Here is a 17,105-nt window from a genome sequence, read left to right as displayed (position 1 = left end):
AAATTGAATAAGTAGAACGGAGGAGCTAACAAAGTTTCTTGCTGACTTACGTTCTTACCGACTAGCTAAATAAGCCGTGCAAAAACCACTGTTTATCTGGCGTTCTAAATATCCAGAGCCACCGACCGTTTTCGCTGTGAGCAATAAAGTAGTCACGAATGACCTTCTCTCCGTCCCACCAGCCAGACACAATGCGCTCTGGGCCTTGAGATAAGGTGACGCTTTCGGTTAAGGCTTCGGGCTCTGGCAGTAAAATACTGGGCCTGAGCCGCTGTTGAACGACGCTGAGAGCTGTGGTTTGTTGCTCGCTCCTTGAGGGCGCTTGCCTTTTTGTCACAGACTTACTCAGTGTTGGGAGCGAATACTGATTGGCCTTTTCTGGCCTTGGGTCGTGCTGTATTTTTGGTGTTTGAATACAGGCTTGTCCAAGCTTTGCTTGCAGTAGTGAGAGCAAATCTAACGCGGCAAGTGTTCCGGTATTACCATCAAAAAGATCATGGTAGGCCATTTGGGGTTCTCCATGACGAACCAAGCTGAGGGTCAGTCCTTGAACCGGTGCGGTGAGCTTGAGTGACTCTAAGGTGAGATGAGTAAGGTTCGCCCATTTTTCAGCAAGGTAATCACCTTGTGCCGAATAAAAAGAGACAGGGTGATCGTCTTTATCTCTTAGGTGTAAAGTCAGAGTTAACTCGAAAGCCACTCGATCGCGTAGCTTCAAAAAACATTCGAGTTGATTCAGTAATTTCAGCAACGGCTTTTCGATAAATAGGATGTTTTCAATATCAAACAATAGCTCCAAATATTGCTGGAAATTCTCTGGTGGATGATAGAAATCAATCGGGTGCTTGAACTGGCCGTTAAGGCGACCGACATAATTCACCAAGTCGATATCAAAGCGGCGTGCGACCTCTTGCAAAGGCAGCTTCAATAACTCTTCAATGATATTAATGCCGACACGATTTAAGCGTTCAACTTGTTTAGGCGGCAGTTCGCTAGAACTTAGAGCTTGCTGATTAACCCAAGTCTTCATCTGTTGAACATTGTTTGTTGCTTGGTTGATCGCTTGCTTACCCAAAAGGATCGCAGAAAGCGGTGAATAACCCGTCGCAAAGTTGAACTGAATATTGAGCGTTTCTAAATGGCTTTTGAGTTCATGCCAATAGTTATCTAGCCCGTCGTAAAGTGACAGCATGTTAGAGGCTTTAATCAACAAACCATTAGGTGGCAATAACGCCATATCAGAAGTGACCAGATACGCCCATTGAGCTATCTCTTTCAGCTTACTTTTCTCCAGTTCAATACTGTAAGGGTGGACGTGTAAGTTGTGACACAGCGCCGCCGCAGATCCTAAGCCCGTACCAAGTGAAATTCCCGATTGCAACGCAACTGGGTTTGCTTGCAGTACTCGGTGATCTTTTTCATCCACGATGATAATGGGTTGTTCGCGTGAGTCTTCGCTCGAACCCAATTCATTAGAGTTAAACAAGGTATCCAACTGCAGGGACGGAAAGTGCAGATAAAGCCACAACATACGCTAGCCTTGCTTCGCAATAGGAAAAGCCAGCACAGTGTTACCTGACAAAGCACGATCTAAATTGTCTTCATGAATGACGTTCTCTGTGAGTAACGGCCAGTTGTGTGTCATGTCTAGAATAAAGCCGCCATACGACCAACTGCCTTTTCTTTTTGTTACCTCTACCTTCAATCCTTGGGCGTGAGAAGACAGCTTCATGCTTAAAGAAACGGGTAGGGATAGTTGATTATGGCTGGTGGCTTTAAAGTGAAACTGCAGGCACTTACCGGTTTCGCTTGCTGCTTGTAAGCGCTTGGTTTGGTGTATTTCTAGATCGGCTCCCCATAGCAATACAGAGTGACAAGCACCGCTTTTGAGGCACTGCTCAGCCGCCCACAACGCATCGAGATCGCGTTGAGGCTGGATAACAAGAATATTCTCTAATTCAATGCCTTGGCCGTTAAAAAACTCGGCACAGATCTTCCCTGGCGGATTAATGAATATGGCCAGTTTTTGCGAGTTTTGTTGAGATAAATAGGGCGTAAGGAGGCGAAGCTCGCCGATCCCTTGTTGTGATTCAACTTCAATAACGCCGTGCGTCGGGAAGCCGCCATCAAGCTGTTTATCCAGTTGAGGATAGCCTGTTGAAGTGGTACTTCCTTGCGTTGTTGATTGTAACCCTTTCCAGATTAGCTGGCGGTCTTGTAAGTTTTTTATTAGTTCATGCATAATTAAATACCTGTATATCTATACAGTATATTTAACAATGAAAAAGATGCAAAGAGAAATGATGAAAATTAGCGGCAGTAAGTATTAGATGGTTGATTTAGATACAAAAAAAGTCGCTATGGAAGCGACTTTTTACTGTTGGTTAATGATATCAGTTACTTAGGTTGAGCATCGATACATTGGCCATTAATATCTGTCACGCTTGGGTTCATTAAATGTAGGTACAGTGGGATGATGTCGAGTGGCGTTTTTAGCTTATTCGCATCTTCTCCTGGGTACGCTTTTGCACGCATGCGTGTTTGAGTGCCGCCCGGGTTGATTGCGTTAACACGGATGTTCGTGTCTTCAAGCTCGTCCGCTAAGATTTGCATCATACCTTCGGTAGCAAACTTAGAAATCGCGTAAGTGCCCCAGAATGCGCGGCCAGAGTGACCAACCGTTGAAGAGGTAAATACGATGCGACCCGCTTCTGCTTTTTTAAGTGCAGGTAGCAGAGCTTGAGTCATCAAGAACTCAGATTTCACATTGATCTGCATAACATCATCAAAGGTTTCTTCATCAATCTGCTCAAACGGGCTTAGAGTGCCAAGAACGCCAGCATTATGCAGTAGACCGTCTAAACGACCGAACTGTGATTCAATGGTTTCAGCCATATCAACGTAGTTCTGCTTTGTCGCACCTTTTAAATCCAATGGGATAATCGCAGGTTGTGGGTAACCAGCGCTTTCGATTTCATCGTAAATGAATTCAAGGTTTTTAACATTGCGGCCTAACAGAATGACAGTTGCACCATGTTGAGCGAAGCTTAGTGCTGCTTGGCGACCAATGCCAGCACCGGCACCTGTAACCAAAATTACTTTATCTTTGAGGGCATCTGTAGAGATTGGGTAATCCACTGTGCTTATCCTTCTTTCTTTTATTATGTTCGTCATTCCATTGATGTTTAATCACACAGATAACCGCAGGAATGATGAGAAATTCTTGGTAATCGTGACAAGATGGTTACAATACACTAATTCATACAATAGGGGATATGACATTGGAATTTTTGTTGGACTACGGCTTGTTTTTAGCCAAGATTGCGACCGTTGTAATCGCCATCATCGCAATTTTAGTGATTGCTAAATCTGTAGGTGGGAAATCAAGCGCGATTAAAGGTGAGCTGGAAATCACGAACCTATCTGAACATCATAAACAGACGATTGAACAACTAGAGCACCATCTACATGATGATGCTTTCATCAAAGCCCGGGATAAAGCAGAAAAGAAAGCGGAAAAAGAGAAAGTAAAATCACGCGGTAAAGAAGTGAAGAAAGCAGCGAAAGAGGGTGAGCTTGATAGTAAGCGTGAACCACATCTATTCGTTCTTGATTTTAACGGCAGCATTGATGCGAAAGAAGTGGCTTCATTACGTGAAGAGGTAACGGCGGTTCTGGCTGTGGCTCGTGAAGGTGATGAAGTATTGCTGAAACTTGAGTCTGGCGGTGGCATGGTTCACGGCTATGGTTTAGCGTCTTCTCAACTTGATCGTATCAAAGCGGCAGGTTTGCCTCTGACTATCTCGGTAGACAAAGTGGCGGCAAGCGGCGGTTACATGATGGCATGTATCGCAGACAAAATTGTATCTGCACCGTTTGCTATTGTTGGCTCTATTGGTGTTATCGCTCAACTGCCAAACTTCAACAAACTACTTAAAAAGCACGATATTGAGTTCGAGCAGCTAACGGCGGGTGAGTACAAACGCACGCTTACTATGTTTGGTGAGAACAGCGATAAAGCACGTGAGAAGTTTAAAGAAGAGCTAGAAGAGACACATGGCCTATTCAAAGACTTCATCCGTGACCATCGTCCTGCGTTAGATCTTGAAAAAGTAGCAACGGGTGAACACTGGTTTGGTACACAAGCACATGAACTTGGACTGGTGGATGAGATCAGCACTTCTGATGACTTAGTCGTAGCGGCATGTAAGGACAAAACGGTTCTAGCGATCCACTACGTACAGAAGAAAAAGCTTTCAGACAAACTAGCGGGCGTGGCAGGTAAATCTGCAGACAGCGTGTTGATGAAGCTGATTGAACGCGGTCAAAAGCCGATTGTTTAAGCTTATTTAGTTCGAGCCTTAAAAAGAAAGCGCATAAGTCATCAGACTTATGCGCTTTTTTATTGCTCCACTTCCGAGCGGGTGACCACTATGTTGTAGGGGGAGCGGAGTTTTATACCCATAATCTACTTACTATGATGGGTATTAAATCTTGGCTCCATAGTCATTGCGTTTCGGACAAGTCGTCAGGATTTCTCGATGACCCGTGTCTTTGAGCTCTTCCAAAATCACATCAAAGCCCCACAAGCGATAGAGATGCTTCATCACTTCGTCGTAGCCTTTATCAAGCGGGATGCGGTCGTGAGGCACATATTGCAGTGTCATTGAGCGGTCACCACGAACATCGACATTAAACACCTGAATGTTTGGTTCAAGGTTACTTAGGTTGTATTGCGCCGCAAGCTTCTCACGAATCAGGCGATAGCCCGGATCATCATGAATAGCACTCACCTCAATGGTATTTTTACGGTCGTCGTCGAGTACAGAGAACAGCTTAAAGTCTCGAATGATTTTTGGAGAAAGGTATTGGCTGATGAAACTTTCATCTTTGAAGTTGTGCATCGCAAAGTGCACCGCTTCTAACCAATCACTTCCGGCTAACTCAGGGAACCACTCTCTATCTTCATCGGTTGGCTCTTCACAGATGCGTCGGATGTCTCTAAACATCGCAAAGCCAAGCGCATAAGGGTTTATCCCGCTGAAATAAGGACTGTTGTAGGCAGGTTGTGCGACGACACTGGTATGGCTGTGTAGGAATTCTAAGATGAACTTATCACTCACCAAGCCTTCGTCGTAAAGGTGGTTAAGAATGGTGTAATGCCAGAAGGTTGCCCAGCCTTCGTTCATCACTTGAGTTTGTTTTTGAGGGTAGAAGTATTGGCTCACTTTGCGAACGATGCGAACACACTCTCGTTGCCAAGGTTCAAGCAGTGGTGCGTTCTTCTCGATAAAGTAGAGAATGTTTTCTTGAGGCTCGCTAGGAAAGCGGATCTTGGTCTCTTCTTCCTTACTTTTATTTTGAGGAACGGTTCGCCATAGCTCATTCACTTGAGATTGCAGATAAGCTTCGCGTTCTTCTTGTCTTGCTGTCTCTTCTGCAATGGAAATCTTCTCAGGGCGTTTGTATCGGTCTACGCCGTAATTCATCAGTGCGTGACAAGAATCAAGGAGCTGCTCGACTTCAGCAACACCATATTTCTCTTCACAACCACTGATGTACTTCTTAGCAAACAACAAGTAATCGATGATGGAACTGGCATCGGTCCATGTTTGGAACAGGTAGTTGCCTTTAAAGAAAGAGTTGTGGCCATAACAAGCGTGAGCCATTACCAGCGCCTGCATTGTGACCGTGTTCTCTTCCATCAGGTAAGCGATACAAGGATCGGAGTTGATTACGATTTCGTATGCCAAGCCCATTTGGCCATGCTTGTAGTTTTGCTCGGTTTGAATGAATTTCTTACCAAAAGACCAGTGGTTGTAATTGATAGGCATACCAATGCTCGAGTAGGCATCCATCATCTGTTCTGAAGTAATCACTTCAATCTGGTTTGGGTAAGTATCTAAACGGTAATGCTGCGCAACACGTTTGATTTCTACGTGGTATTTCTCCAAGAGGTTGAACGTCCAATCTGGACCATCAGGCAGCATCTTGTCGTTTTTCTTTTTTGCAGCTTTGTTTTTCTCTGCAACGTTTGATTTCGCTGTCATGGCAAACTCCCTTACGCTGTCTCTTTCTGGAACAGTTCTCTAAACACAGGAAAAATATCATCCACCGTTTTAATGTTTTTCATGGCGAAGTTGTCAAAGCTTGCTTCTAACTTCTCATACTCGTGCCAAAGCGTTTGGTGAGAGCGGCGTGTAATTTCGATATAAGAGTAATACTGACAAGTTGGCAGAAGCGTGTTGACCAACAGCTCTTTACAACGAGGCGAGTCGTCAGCCCAGTTATCACCATCAGATGCTTGTGCCGCATAGATATTCCACTCATTAGCTGGGTAACGGTCTGCGACAATTTCTTTCATTAATTTCAGTGCGCTAGAAACGATGGTGCCGCCCGTCTCTTGTGAGTAGAAGAACTCATGTTCGTCGACTTCTTTCGCTTGAGTATGGTGACGAATAAACACCACATCGACGTTTTCGTAGGTACGATTGAGGAACAAATAAAGCAGTACGTAGAAACGTTTTGCGATGTCTTTAGTCGCTTGGTCCATTGAGCCGGACACATCCATCAAGCAGAACATGACCGCTTGGCTAGATGGAATAGGGCGCTTCTCATAGTTTTTAAAACGTAAGTCGAAGGTGTCAATGAACGGCACGCTTTCAATCTTTTTACGTAACTCGGCAATCTCTTCTTTGAGGCGACCTTCCTCAAAAGGTTGTGCCGGCTCCGTCATTTTAACTTGGTCAAGCTGTTCCATCAGTAGGTTAAGCTCGCGCTTTTTACCTGCTGTCATCGCGGTTCTACGAGCCAGAGATTGCTGTAGTGAACGAACGATAGCGATGTTGGATGGAATCCCCGCGCTTTGGTAACCAGAGCGGTGAGTTTTCCATTCGGTGATTTTGTTGACCTGATTTTTCTCTAGATTAGGTAGAGCTAAATTTTCAAAGAGAATATCAAGATACTCATCTTTTGAAATTTGGAAGGTAAATTCATCTTGGCCTTCGCCATCAGGGCTTGCGTCGCCTTGGCCTGAGCCACCACCTTGACCACCACCTTTAGGGCGTTCGATTTTATCGCCAGTGATGAACTGATCATTACCTGGGTGAACGCGCTCTCTTACGCCGCCTTGACCTTGGTGAAAGTTCGGCTCTTTGATGTCTTTATGGGGAATAGTGACGTCTTCACCTGTTTCTGTATTGGTGATTGAGCGTCGGTTAACTGCATCGGCCACAGATTCTTTGATTTGCTCTTTATGGCGTCGTAAGAAACGCTGTCTATTCACAGCACTCTTATTTTTGCCATTGAGCCTCCGATCGATAAATTGTGCCATAAGAACTCCCTCTCAGCTGATGTCGCGATCCTACTTTTTATTCGGGTATAAGAGTTATTGATTTACTAAGGTATAAAAGTTATTGGTTTATACGAGCTGCTCAGTTGAGCAGCTCAATACCGTTTAGTTATGAGGATTTACGAACTCTTAGGTACCACTCAGATAGCAGTCTCACTTGCTTCTCGGTGTAGCCTTTTTCCATCATACGAGCAACGAAGTCGTCATGTTTTTTCTGATCATCCGTTGAGGTCTTAGCATTGAACGAAATAACAGGAAGTAGCTCTTCTGTGTTAGAGAACATTTTCTTCTCAATCACAGTGCGCAGTTTCTCGTAGCTCGTCCACACTGGGTTTTGACCGTTATTGTTGGCTTTGGCACGAAGCACAAAGTTCACAATCTCATTTCGGAAGTCTTTAGGGTTACTGATACCGGCTGTCTTCTCGATTTTCTCTAGTTCACCATTCAGAGAAGCACGGTCAAATAGTTGGCCTGTTTCTGGGTCGCGGTACTCTTGGTCTTGAATCCAGAAATCTGCGTAGGTGACATAGCGGTCGAAGATATTCTGACCGTACTCAGAGTAAGACTCTAGATAAGCGGTTTGAATTTCTTTACCGATGAACTCTACGTAGCGTGGCACTAGGTATCCTTTCAAGAACTCTAGGTACTTCTCGGCGGTCTCTTGAGGGAACTGCTCCCGTTCGATTTGCTGCTCAATAACGTAGAACAGGTGCACTGGGTTCGCGGCCACTTCGGCTTGGTCGAAGTTAAACACACGAGACAGGATCTTAAAGGCGAAACGCGTTGATAGCCCAGACATGCCTTCGTCAACGCCAGCATAATCTCGGTACTCTTGGTAGCTCTTCGCTTTTGGATCGGTGTCTTTTAGAGTCTCACCATCGTAAACACGCATCTTAGAGAATAGAGATGAGTTTTCAGGCTCTTTTAGTCTCGAAAGAATGCTGAATTGCGATAGCAGATCGAGTGTGCTTGGTGAGCAAGGCGCTTGGGATAGCTCACTGTGCTCAAGCAGTTTCTTGTAGATCTTAACTTCTTCAGACACACGCAGACAGTAAGGGACTTTTACAATGTACACACGGTCGAGGAATGCTTCGTTGTTTTTGTTGTTACGGAAGGTCTGCCACTCAGATTCGTTCGAGTGAGCGAGAATCATACCGTCAAATGGCAGTGCAGAAAGCCCTTCGGTACCGTTGAAGTTACCTTCTTGTGTTGCCGTAAGTAGAGGGTGTAATACTTTGATTGGCGCTTTGAACATCTCCACGAATTCCATCACACCTTGGTTGGCTTTACAAAGCGCTCCAGAGTAGCTGTAGGCATCAGGATCATCTTGAGAGAAGTGTTCAAGTTTACGAATATCAACTTTACCAACCAGAGACGAGATATCTTGGTTGTTTTCATCACCTGGCTCCGTTTTCGCGATCGCAACTTGATCGAGAATAGAAGGGCGCAGTTTGATGACTTTGAATTTGGAAATATCACCGCCAAAATCGTGCAGACGTTTCGCTGCCCACGGAGACATAATTGAGCGAAGATAGCGTTTCTCAATGCCATATTCATTCTTCAATAAGTCGCCGTCTTCGTTAACGTCGAATAGACAGAATGGGTGATCGTTTACTGGGCTTCGTTCACCGTCAGCAGACAATACATAGATTGGTAGTTTCTGCATCAGGGCTTTGAGTTTTTCAGCGAGAGAAGATTTACCACCGCCCACAGGGCCAAGTAGGTAAAGGATTTGTTTACGTTCTTCTAAACCTTGCGCAGCATGTTTTAAGTAAGAAACAATCTGTTCAATCGCATCTTCCATACCGTAGAAATCTTTAAATTCGCTGTAGCGTGAGATGACACGGTTCGAGAAAATACGACTCAGTTGAGGGTCTTGAGCAGTGTCAATAACCTCTGGTTCGCCAATGGCTAGTAATAAGCGCTCGGCAGCATTAGCGTAAGCACTTTTATCGTCTTTACACAGCCCTAAGAACTCCTGCAATGTCAGCTCTTCTTCCTTGGCTGCTTCATAACGTGATTGATAGTGGTCAAAGATACTCATAGTCACATTCCCCTTGTTAACCAGTCAAAACTGACGAGCGATTGAAAAATAGGCTCTCCCTACATTTTAAGGTTAGACCCGCTTCCACAATTTTGCTTAACAATTATGTATTTATTTACAATTTTGCGTGTGAAAAACGTGGCGAGCGCAATAGGCAACTTGAGGCGCGTAGAATCAAATTATTTTACATTCGAGGGGATCTGGCCGTTTGTTTTGAGATTTTAGGTCGCTTAACAATACTCACAATGGATTTATGTGCATTAAATGTATAACTGGGCTCTATTGATTTTTGGAATGGAGTACCATATAATGCGCGAAGTTATCAAAAATTGCTCAATAAATAGGTAGATGTAGTGAAGAATAATGGGTTCAAAATAGTGGCTATCTGCATGTTACGCCAAATGTTCGAGTAACTGGTGGCGTTCGTTATACCAACCTTGAAGGTGATATAGAGAATAGCCCAATACTTGAAAGTGGTATCAATATGGCCGCGAACGTTGGTGTTGCTTACGTTTTCTAGTTGCTTTGGTTTTTCTCTTTGTGTGCGAACATTAAAAAAAGGGTTACTCATGATGAGTAACCCTTTTTCTTGAAACTTTTTAAAAGTTATCGCTGATCTATTAACGAATTAAGCGCTAAAGATTTGAGATAGCTCTGTCGCACATAGGTGGTACTGACGAGGGCAGTTGCGCCATGTTGTTAGCATGCGACGGTACTTCTCTAGCATTGGCATCTGGCTATTGAAGTGGTGATCGGCTTTGTCGAATTGAGGGTAAAGACCTTCAGAATCAACAAGGAAACGCACGTAGTGTACGATCTGCGCTTCAGAAGCGATATCAAAACCTAAGAACTGCAGGCGACGTTGGTCTACTTCAGCACGCTCTTGTTCTGCAAGCATTTTGTTCGACTCTTGCATTGCATGGTACATCTCCATGATGTCGATAATTTCGCGACATTCTGCTTCAGTCAAACAACCAAACTCTTTGTTAAGTTCACGCATTTGGAGTTCGTAACCACGTTCTACAATCGTTTGTAGACGCTGGTATTTCGCCGAGTTCTCAGGGTTCATTTGAGACATTAGGTAGTATTGATTTGATAGAATTAGACGCTGAGCATTGGTCATTTCCATGGGATGAGCCTCACTAAAAAACTAAATGTTATATTCTTTTGTTGCAGTAAGAGTAACAGCATTCCTACGCGTGGAAACATGATCTCAACACGGATTTAATATGATTTTTTTAATTGATAAACAAAAGTTGTAAAGAAAAGTGAAAGGATAGTTAGCGCTAGAAAAGAAAACGCCCCAATCGAAATTGAGGCGTTTAAAATAGAGGTTGAGCATCGTCTGCAGTATTAGTATTTTACGTTTGAATGATACTGGCTAAGAACAGCAACAATCTCATCCATTTTCTCTTTGCTTGGCGGATTTGTACCTTCAAGAGGGTAGTCAAAACCAAGTGCTTCCCACTTATGTGCACCCAGCTTATGGTATGGAAGCAGCTCTACTTTCTCGATGTTATCCATGTCTTTGATGAATTCACCTAGCAGATGAGCATCTTCAGGCGTGTCCGTGTAGCCAGGGACAATCACATAACGAATCCACGTCTTCTTACCGATTTTGTGTAGGTAGCGCGCAAAATCCAGAGTACGTCTGTTTGATACACCAATGAAATCGTGGTGAATCTCATCTCGCATGTGCTTAAGATCGAGCATCACTAGATCAGAGGCTTCTAGTACTTCGTCAACCACTTCAGTGTGCTTACGAATGTAGCCATTAGTATCAAGACAAGTGTGGATGCCTTCAGCTTGAGCTGCGCGGAAAAAATCACGAACAAACTCAGGTTGTAGCATCGCTTCACCACCAGAACAGGTGATACCACCGCCTGATGCTTTCATGAAATGACGGTATGATTTTGCTTCGTTGATGATCTCTTCGACCGTTACTTCCTTTCCGTCATGAAGATCCCATGTATCACGGTTATGACAGTACATACAACGCATTAAGCAGCCTTGAAGAAACACAATAAAGCGGATACCAGGGCCATCGACAGTACCACAAGATTCGAATGAGTGAATGCGACCAGTTGTAGACATGAGCTATTCTCGTAGAGGAATTTATACCGTTTATTTTATTACAAAATCGGTACATAAAATAGGGTCAAATGGTAACGAGACCTTTAAAAATAAAGGCAACCACCTGTGAAGATGATTGCCTTTATTAAACTTGAAAAGTAAAGGACGAAAGCCCTTACTGGTGGCTAGAAGAAAGCAAACATTGTGATACCGCCAGTGGTGTACACTGACTCTTTCGCTTCTTCGTAATCCGGTGTTTTTGCTGTTAGCGCGAAAGATGCACCAACGTATTGGTTATACCAAGCCACACCAAGCACAGCAGTAGCCTGAATGTTCTCTAAAGTCACATCGTATTGTTCTGGATTCGGCCAATTATCTTCGATTTCAGAACGATCGCCTTCGATAGTCAGGTCGTTGAATCGGTAGCGACCTTCAAGGCCGGCATAGGTAAACCAACCAGCGTTTGATGCGCCGATCATGCCAGGTTTGAATGGGTTTTCTGTGGTGATGTTAGCAGCACCAAAGTTACCGCCTAAGTCCGTACCCCAACGGAACATAAAACCAGTCGAGATATCACTTCTAAAGTTACCGACGTTGATTTCAGAAACGTTAGAGATTTCGTAGTCAGTATTCGCAAGAGCTTGATTACGCATTAGGTTGAAATGGCTTAGGTAACCAACGCTTCCCGCCCACTCATCATCAACTTGGTATTCCCAACCCATCGGCTCATCTGATTTTGTGATCGAGTGAACCAGCTTTTGAGCATCTTCAGACAGTGCACGTTCGCCCGTAGTACCAAACGTGATATTAAAACGCTGGGCTTGCTGTGGGTTTAAGCTGATGTAATTGAATTCAGTGTGAAGGTAACCTGCGTATGGGCGATCATTAGGCGATGGCGTTTCTAACTCAATGTCAGAAGGCGTATACATCTTGTGGCCAATGGTGATTTCCCACTTGTCTAGAGAGCTTGCGCCCCAGTAGGAAAGACTCAATGGTTTTACCCAGTTATATGGCGTAATACTTGATGATGTGTAACCCAGAAATAAGCCGTTGGTATAGTCTTGGTCGACACCAAAAATACCATCATTATCTAAAGCAAAAGTTAACGTAGAACGCTCAGAGGCTAAAGATGAGAAAGAGAGAAGAATCAGGGGTAAACAACGCAGGTATTTCATGGAGCAGTTACTCTTAAATTATGAACCGCGATATTACCGTAATTTGACAGAATTTGTGGAAAAAAAGTGAATGGCAGGGTGCTTTTTTGCTCAACCTAACATTTCGCGGGATAGGTGAGTGTAGTGCGATTTATTTCAGATATAAAAAAGCCCCGCACATTGGCGAGGCTAATATTATTTACTGTCTATTGAGCGTGAGCTTATAGAGACTCAGTAAATGTACGTGCGATTACGTCAGCTTGTTGCTCTGCAGTTAGAGAGTTAAAGCGAACAGCGTAACCAGATACACGGATTGTTAGCTGAGGGTATTTCTCAGGGTGCTTAACTGCGTCTTCAAGAGTTTCGCGGTTAAGAACGTTAACGTTAAGGTGTTGACCACCTTCAATGCCAGCTTCGTGGTGGAAGTAACCATCCATTAGGCCTGCAAGGTTAGCACGTTGGCTGTCTTGTTCTTTACCTAGTGCGTTTGGCACGATAGAGAACGTGTAAGAGATACCATCTTGTGCGTCAGCAAACGGTAGTTTACCTACAGACGTTAGTGATGCTACAGCACCTTTCTCATCACGACCGTGCATTGGGTTTGCACCAGGAGCGAAAGGAGCGCCAGCACGACGACCGTCTGGAGTGTTACCAGTTTTCTTACCGTATACAACGTTAGACGTGATAGTAAGAACTGACTGTGTAGGGATAGAGTTACGGTAAGTCTTAAGCTTACGGATCTTGTTCATGAACGTAGAAACTAGTTCACAAGCAATATCATCTACACGAGAGTCGTTGTTACCGTATTTAGGGTAATCGCCTTCGATTTCGAAGTCAGTTGCGATGCCATCTTCGTCACGGATTGGTTTAACAGTCGCGAACTTGATTGCAGATAGTGAGTCAGCTGCAACAGATAGACCAGCGATACCACAAGCCATAGTACGACGAACGTCACGGTCATGAAGAGCCATTAGAGACGCTTCGTAGCTGTACTTGTCGTGCATGTAGTGAATGCTGTTTAGTGCAGTCACGTATTGCTTAGCTAACCAGTCCATGAATGTGTCTAGGCGACCCATTACGTCATCGTAGTTAAGAACTTCGTCAGTGATCTTGTCTGAAACAGGACCAACTTGCATCTTAAGTTTCTCGTCCACACCGCCGTTGATTGCGTAAAGCATTGTTTTCGCAAGGTTAGCACGAGCACCGAAGAACTGCATTTGCTTACCAACGATCATTGGAGATACACAACAAGCGATAGCGTAATCATCAGACTCTAGGTCAGGACGCATTAGGTCATCATTTTCGTACTGGATAGAAGAAGTATCGATAGATACCTTCGCACAGAAACGCTTGAAGCCGTCAGGTAGTTGCTCAGACCAAAGAACAGTGATGTTTGGCTCTGGAGAAGGACCCATAGTGTATAGAGAGTTTAGGAAACGGAAGTTCGAACGCGTTACTAGCGTACGACCGTCGATACCCATACCACCCATAGACTCTGTTGCCCAGATTGGGTCGCCAGAGAACAGCTCATCGTACTCAGGAGTACGTAGGAAACGAACCATACGCAGTTTCATTACGAAGTGGTCGATCATTTCTTGTGCTTGTTCTTCAGTGATCTTGCCAGCAGCGATATCACGCTCGATGTAGATGTCTAGGAAAGTCGAAGTACGACCTAGAGACATTGCAGCACCGTTTTGAGATTTAACAGCAGCTAGGTAGCCGAAGTAAGTCCACTGGATAGCTTCTTGAGCTGTTTGAGCTGGCTCAGAGATATCGAAACCGTATTTCTCAGCCATTTGCTTGATTTGACCTAGAGCACGATGTTGCTCAGAGATCTCTTCACGCAATTGCATTGTTGCAGAAAGATCTTCGCCGTTCTCGAAACGCTCTTGTAGAGAAGCGAATTGAGCCGCTTTGTCTTTCATTAGGAAATCAATACCGTAAAGTGCAACACGACGGTAGTCACCAATGATACGACCACGGCCGTAAGCATCAGGAAGACCAGTCAGAACACCAGACTTACGACATTTTAGGATATCAGGAGTGTAGATATCGAAAACGCCAGCATTGTGTGTTTTGCGGTATTCTGAGTAGATTTTTGAAACCATTGGGTCAAGAGTTTCACCGTATGCTTTACAAGAACCTTCAACCATACGCACACCACCGTTAGGGATGATTGCACGTTTTAGTGGCTTCTCAGTTTGTAGACCAACGATAGTCTCAAGATCTTTCTCAATGTAACCTGCATCGTGAGCAGTAATGGTAGAGATAACAGAAGTATCGAAATCTACAGGTGCTTTAGTTGCGTTTTCCTGTTTGATACCTTCCATTACCGAAGACCAAAGCTTGTTAGTTGCTTCAGTACCCTCAGAAACTAGGAAAGACTCGTCGCCTTCATACGGCGTGTAGTTCTTTTGAATGAAATCACGAACGTTTACTTCGCTTTGCCACTCACCTGCAGCAAAATCTTCCCAAGCTTTAGCAAATTGCTCTGCCATGACATACCTACCTTTTTAGTAGAAAAAATACGTACATTAACACTGTTGAGCCAGCGCCCCTCGTAAGGGTAGTACACTCTTATTAATAACAATATATATGAGCATATAAGCGTCATATGGTTATATATATTGTCACTACCTTTTATATGTTGTCTTTACTCTATGAATTCAAGACTACGCTAAAAAATTTCTGTAAACCTTAAACTAAATCAATAAATGCCAAAAAAAGTTGAAAAAATTTGAGTGGCAGGGGTTGCCACCCAAACTTTTTTTTAATCCTAATACTACTTTTGTGTAGTAAGGACCATTATAGCCAAGCTTTTAGGCCATATTGACTTTCTAGCATACCAACTGCAAGCATTGCTACCAGACAGATAACTAAAACGCCAACTGGGATAACAATCTTATCTACAAATGATAGACGCTTTGCACGCTCTTTATCACCAATTAGACCGTTATTATCTAGAAGCATAGTCAGTGCCCATGCTAATACTGGGTTAACAACCGCTGAACCGAAGATACAGATACCAGCTGCTTGAGAGTCTTTTGAATCTTTAACCATCTGCATACCCGCTTCAAGTAGAGGTAGAGATACACCTACAAGTAGCGCAACACGCATCACTGGTGGCCATACTGCTACGTCCATTGGGAAGCCAAGAATCGCAACAATAATACATAGAGAGCCAAGCAAGATTGCGCCGCCAGGAATTGGACGTTTCGCGATTGCTGCTGGGATCATGTAAGTACCCCAAGAAGATGTGATGTTACCACCACCTACTGCAGTACCGACCATTTGACGAACAGAACACATCGTCATTGTGTCATCTACGTCCATCAGAACTTTTTCAGAACGTTTAGGGTAGTTCAGCTCTTGGAAGATACGGTGACCTAGGAAGTCTGGTGACCACATTGCTACTGCAAGAATAGCGAACGGTAGCGAAGCGATGAAGTGCTCAACATTTGGCAAGCCAAGCATCCAACCTTCAGAAGTCGAACCCCACCAGTAAACTGGGTTTAGGTTTGGAATGCCTGTTTCAGTTACGAATTTGATATCGAAACCAGCGCCTAATGCTAATGCAATAGCAAGGCCTGTAAACGCACAAACTGGAATAGCTAACCAACGCTTGTTCACTTTTGCTAAGAAAGCGTAGATAGCAATAGTAATAGAAAGAACGATAAGACCCACGTAACCCATGCTACCCGCTTCAACAGTAGAAGATTGAAGACCAACCGCCCATGCTTGAATTGAGTTGATTTGGCTCATGGTACCGGTTAAGCCTAAGAATATGAGCAAGCCACCTGCTGTACCTTCAGAAGTTAGGTTAACAAGTTTAGATCCGCCTTTTAGGAAACTTAGGATGAGACCGAACACACCGATCAGGATGGCCAATGCAAGAGGGTGAGCACCAGCGAGAGCGATGGTACCGATAAGAGGGATCATTGGGCCGTGGTTGCCGGCAAGGTTTGCTTTAGGGTTAAAGAAACCAGAAGCAAGGATACAAAACAGTAGTGCAGGAATAAGCATTTCTACACGAGCGACTTCAATTGCGAAGTCTTTACCTAGGTTTACGTGATCCCAAGCTTGAGTTAGGCCATCAGCCCACGACATCATTACTGCAGAGTACATCGCAATGATACCAATAGTACCAGCAAGTGCAGGAACAAGATCTTCAAGTTCAAAGCGGAAGTCACGACCTGGAAGGTTTAAACCGAAGCGGCGAGGCTTCATGATTTGAAGTTCGTGATCTAGATAATCTGAGCGGCTCTCAAATTCAGAAGCAGGACGGTGTAGCTCTTTATAGCTTTTCTCTTCTACTTCAGAGTTCGCATTATTGACAACGTCTGACATAGATTCCTCATATTTTTTGTTAGTAATTCTAAAATTGAATTCTATAAGTTCGCGTAATTGCGTTATTTCTTAGTTATAACTCATTAACATTATGTTGCACGGTTTTGCTGTGCTTTATGCAGCTAAGTTAAAAGAA

12 protein-coding genes and 1 pseudogene are annotated in these 17,105 nt (G+C 44.0%); 2 read left to right on the top strand and 11 right to left on the bottom strand.

The window, feature by feature from the left end; translation table 11 throughout:
• Positions 1–61: 61 nt before the first annotated feature.
• The 3 genes from BCU07_RS08190 to BCU07_RS08180 all read right to left on the bottom strand — a co-directional run bounded on the left by BCU07_RS08190 (position 62) and on the right by BCU07_RS08180 (position 3,138).
• On the bottom strand, positions 62–1,531 hold the full coding sequence (locus tag BCU07_RS08190) for a Y-family DNA polymerase (RefSeq protein ID WP_102427868.1): 1,470 nt from the start codon (positions 1,529–1,531) through the stop codon (positions 62–64).
• 3 nt (positions 1,532–1,534) lie between these two features.
• The gene (gene imuA / locus BCU07_RS08185; RefSeq protein ID WP_102427867.1) at positions 1,535–2,242 is read right to left on the bottom strand and encodes a translesion DNA synthesis-associated protein ImuA; all 708 of its coding nucleotides are present in this window, start codon (positions 2,240–2,242) and stop codon (positions 1,535–1,537) included.
• A gap of 155 nt (positions 2,243–2,397) precedes the next feature.
• Positions 2,398–3,138, bottom strand: a complete 741-nt coding sequence (locus BCU07_RS08180) for a YciK family oxidoreductase (RefSeq protein ID WP_050621848.1) — start codon at positions 3,136–3,138, stop codon at positions 2,398–2,400.
• A 143-nt stretch (positions 3,139–3,281) separates the two neighbouring features.
• Here BCU07_RS08180 and sohB point away from each other — a divergent pair, with 143 nt between their 5' ends.
• On the top strand, positions 3,282–4,343 hold the full coding sequence (sohB, locus tag BCU07_RS08175; protein WP_009849001.1) for a protease SohB: 1,062 nt from the start codon (positions 3,282–3,284) through the stop codon (positions 4,341–4,343).
• Positions 4,344–4,487: 144 nt separating this feature from the next.
• On the opposite strand, the gene BCU07_RS08170 is transcribed toward sohB, so the two are convergent.
• The 3 genes from BCU07_RS08170 to BCU07_RS08160 all read right to left on the bottom strand — a co-directional run bounded on the left by BCU07_RS08170 (position 4,488) and on the right by BCU07_RS08160 (position 9,395).
• Positions 4,488–6,050, bottom strand: a complete 1,563-nt coding sequence (locus BCU07_RS08170) for a SpoVR family protein (protein WP_017062134.1) — start codon at positions 6,048–6,050, stop codon at positions 4,488–4,490.
• Between the two features lie 11 nt (positions 6,051–6,061).
• On the bottom strand, positions 6,062–7,333 hold the full coding sequence (locus tag BCU07_RS08165; protein ID WP_102427866.1) for a YeaH/YhbH family protein: 1,272 nt from the start codon (positions 7,331–7,333) through the stop codon (positions 6,062–6,064).
• Between the two features lie 127 nt (positions 7,334–7,460).
• Positions 7,461–9,395 carry a PrkA family serine protein kinase gene (locus tag BCU07_RS08160; RefSeq protein ID WP_017062132.1) on the bottom strand — a complete coding sequence of 645 codons (1,935 nt, stop codon included), beginning with the start codon at positions 9,393–9,395 and terminating at the stop codon, positions 7,461–7,463.
• Positions 9,396–9,774: 379 nt separating this feature from the next.
• Here BCU07_RS08160 and BCU07_RS08155 point away from each other — a divergent pair.
• Positions 9,775–9,915: pseudogene (locus BCU07_RS08155) on the top strand (MipA/OmpV family protein); the annotation flags it as partial.
• A gap of 108 nt (positions 9,916–10,023) precedes the next feature.
• On the opposite strand, the gene BCU07_RS08150 reads toward BCU07_RS08155, so the two are convergent.
• From BCU07_RS08150 to BCU07_RS08130, 5 genes are all read right to left on the bottom strand, one after another.
• The gene (locus BCU07_RS08150; RefSeq protein ID WP_017070032.1) at positions 10,024–10,524 is read right to left on the bottom strand and encodes a YfbU family protein; all 501 of its coding nucleotides are present in this window, start codon (positions 10,522–10,524) and stop codon (positions 10,024–10,026) included.
• A gap of 224 nt (positions 10,525–10,748) precedes the next feature.
• A complete protein-coding gene (gene pflA, locus BCU07_RS08145; protein WP_010437353.1) occupies positions 10,749–11,489 on the bottom strand; it encodes a pyruvate formate lyase 1-activating protein in 741 nt (246 codons plus the stop codon).
• Positions 11,490–11,653: 164 nt separating this feature from the next.
• On the bottom strand, positions 11,654–12,643 hold the full coding sequence (locus BCU07_RS08140; RefSeq protein ID WP_102332498.1) for a lipid A deacylase LpxR family protein: 990 nt from the start codon (positions 12,641–12,643) through the stop codon (positions 11,654–11,656).
• Positions 12,644–12,843: 200 nt separating this feature from the next.
• Positions 12,844–15,120 carry a formate C-acetyltransferase gene (pflB, locus tag BCU07_RS08135; protein WP_102427865.1) on the bottom strand — a complete coding sequence of 759 codons (2,277 nt, stop codon included), beginning with the start codon at positions 15,118–15,120 and terminating at the stop codon, positions 12,844–12,846.
• Positions 15,121–15,427: 307 nt separating this feature from the next.
• Complete coding sequence (locus tag BCU07_RS08130) at positions 15,428–16,969, bottom strand: DUF3360 family protein (RefSeq protein WP_102427864.1); 1,542 nt, start codon at positions 16,967–16,969, stop codon at positions 15,428–15,430.
• Between the last annotated feature and the right edge of the window lie 136 nt (positions 16,970–17,105).

Origin of the sequence: Vibrio sp. 10N.261.54.E10, assembly GCF_002877735.2 — a bacterium.
GTDB classification, from domain to species: domain Bacteria; phylum Pseudomonadota; class Gammaproteobacteria; order Enterobacterales; family Vibrionaceae; genus Vibrio; species Vibrio crassostreae_C.
The sequence above is the reverse complement of the archived record's forward strand: the minus strand, read 5'-3'. Positions and strand labels throughout refer to the sequence as shown.

Excerpts from the sequence above, each read along its gene's own strand:
- BCU07_RS08190 (WP_102427868.1), bottom strand. The coding sequence starts at position 1,531 with ATGTTGTGGCTTTATCTGCACTTTCCGTCCCTGCAGTTGGATACCTTG.
- imuA (WP_102427867.1), bottom strand. The coding sequence starts at position 2,242 with ATGCATGAACTAATAAAAAACTTACAAGACCGCCAGCTAATCTGGAAA.
- BCU07_RS08170 (WP_017062134.1), bottom strand. The coding sequence starts at position 6,050 with ATGACAGCGAAATCAAACGTTGCAGAGAAAAACAAAGCTGCAAAAAAG.
- BCU07_RS08165 (WP_102427866.1), bottom strand. The coding sequence starts at position 7,333 with ATGGCACAATTTATCGATCGGAGGCTCAATGGCAAAAATAAGAGTGCT.
- BCU07_RS08160 (WP_017062132.1), bottom strand. The coding sequence starts at position 9,395 with ATGAGTATCTTTGACCACTATCAATCACGTTATGAAGCAGCCAAGGAA.
- BCU07_RS08150 (WP_017070032.1), bottom strand. The coding sequence starts at position 10,524 with ATGGAAATGACCAATGCTCAGCGTCTAATTCTATCAAATCAATACTAC.
- pflA (WP_010437353.1), bottom strand. The coding sequence starts at position 11,489 with ATGTCTACAACTGGTCGCATTCACTCATTCGAATCTTGTGGTACTGTC.
- BCU07_RS08140 (WP_102332498.1), bottom strand. The coding sequence starts at position 12,643 with ATGAAATACCTGCGTTGTTTACCCCTGATTCTTCTCTCTTTCTCATCT.
- pflB (WP_102427865.1), bottom strand. The coding sequence starts at position 15,120 with ATGGCAGAGCAATTTGCTAAAGCTTGGGAAGATTTTGCTGCAGGTGAG.
- BCU07_RS08130 (WP_102427864.1), bottom strand. The coding sequence starts at position 16,969 with ATGTCAGACGTTGTCAATAATGCGAACTCTGAAGTAGAAGAGAAAAGC.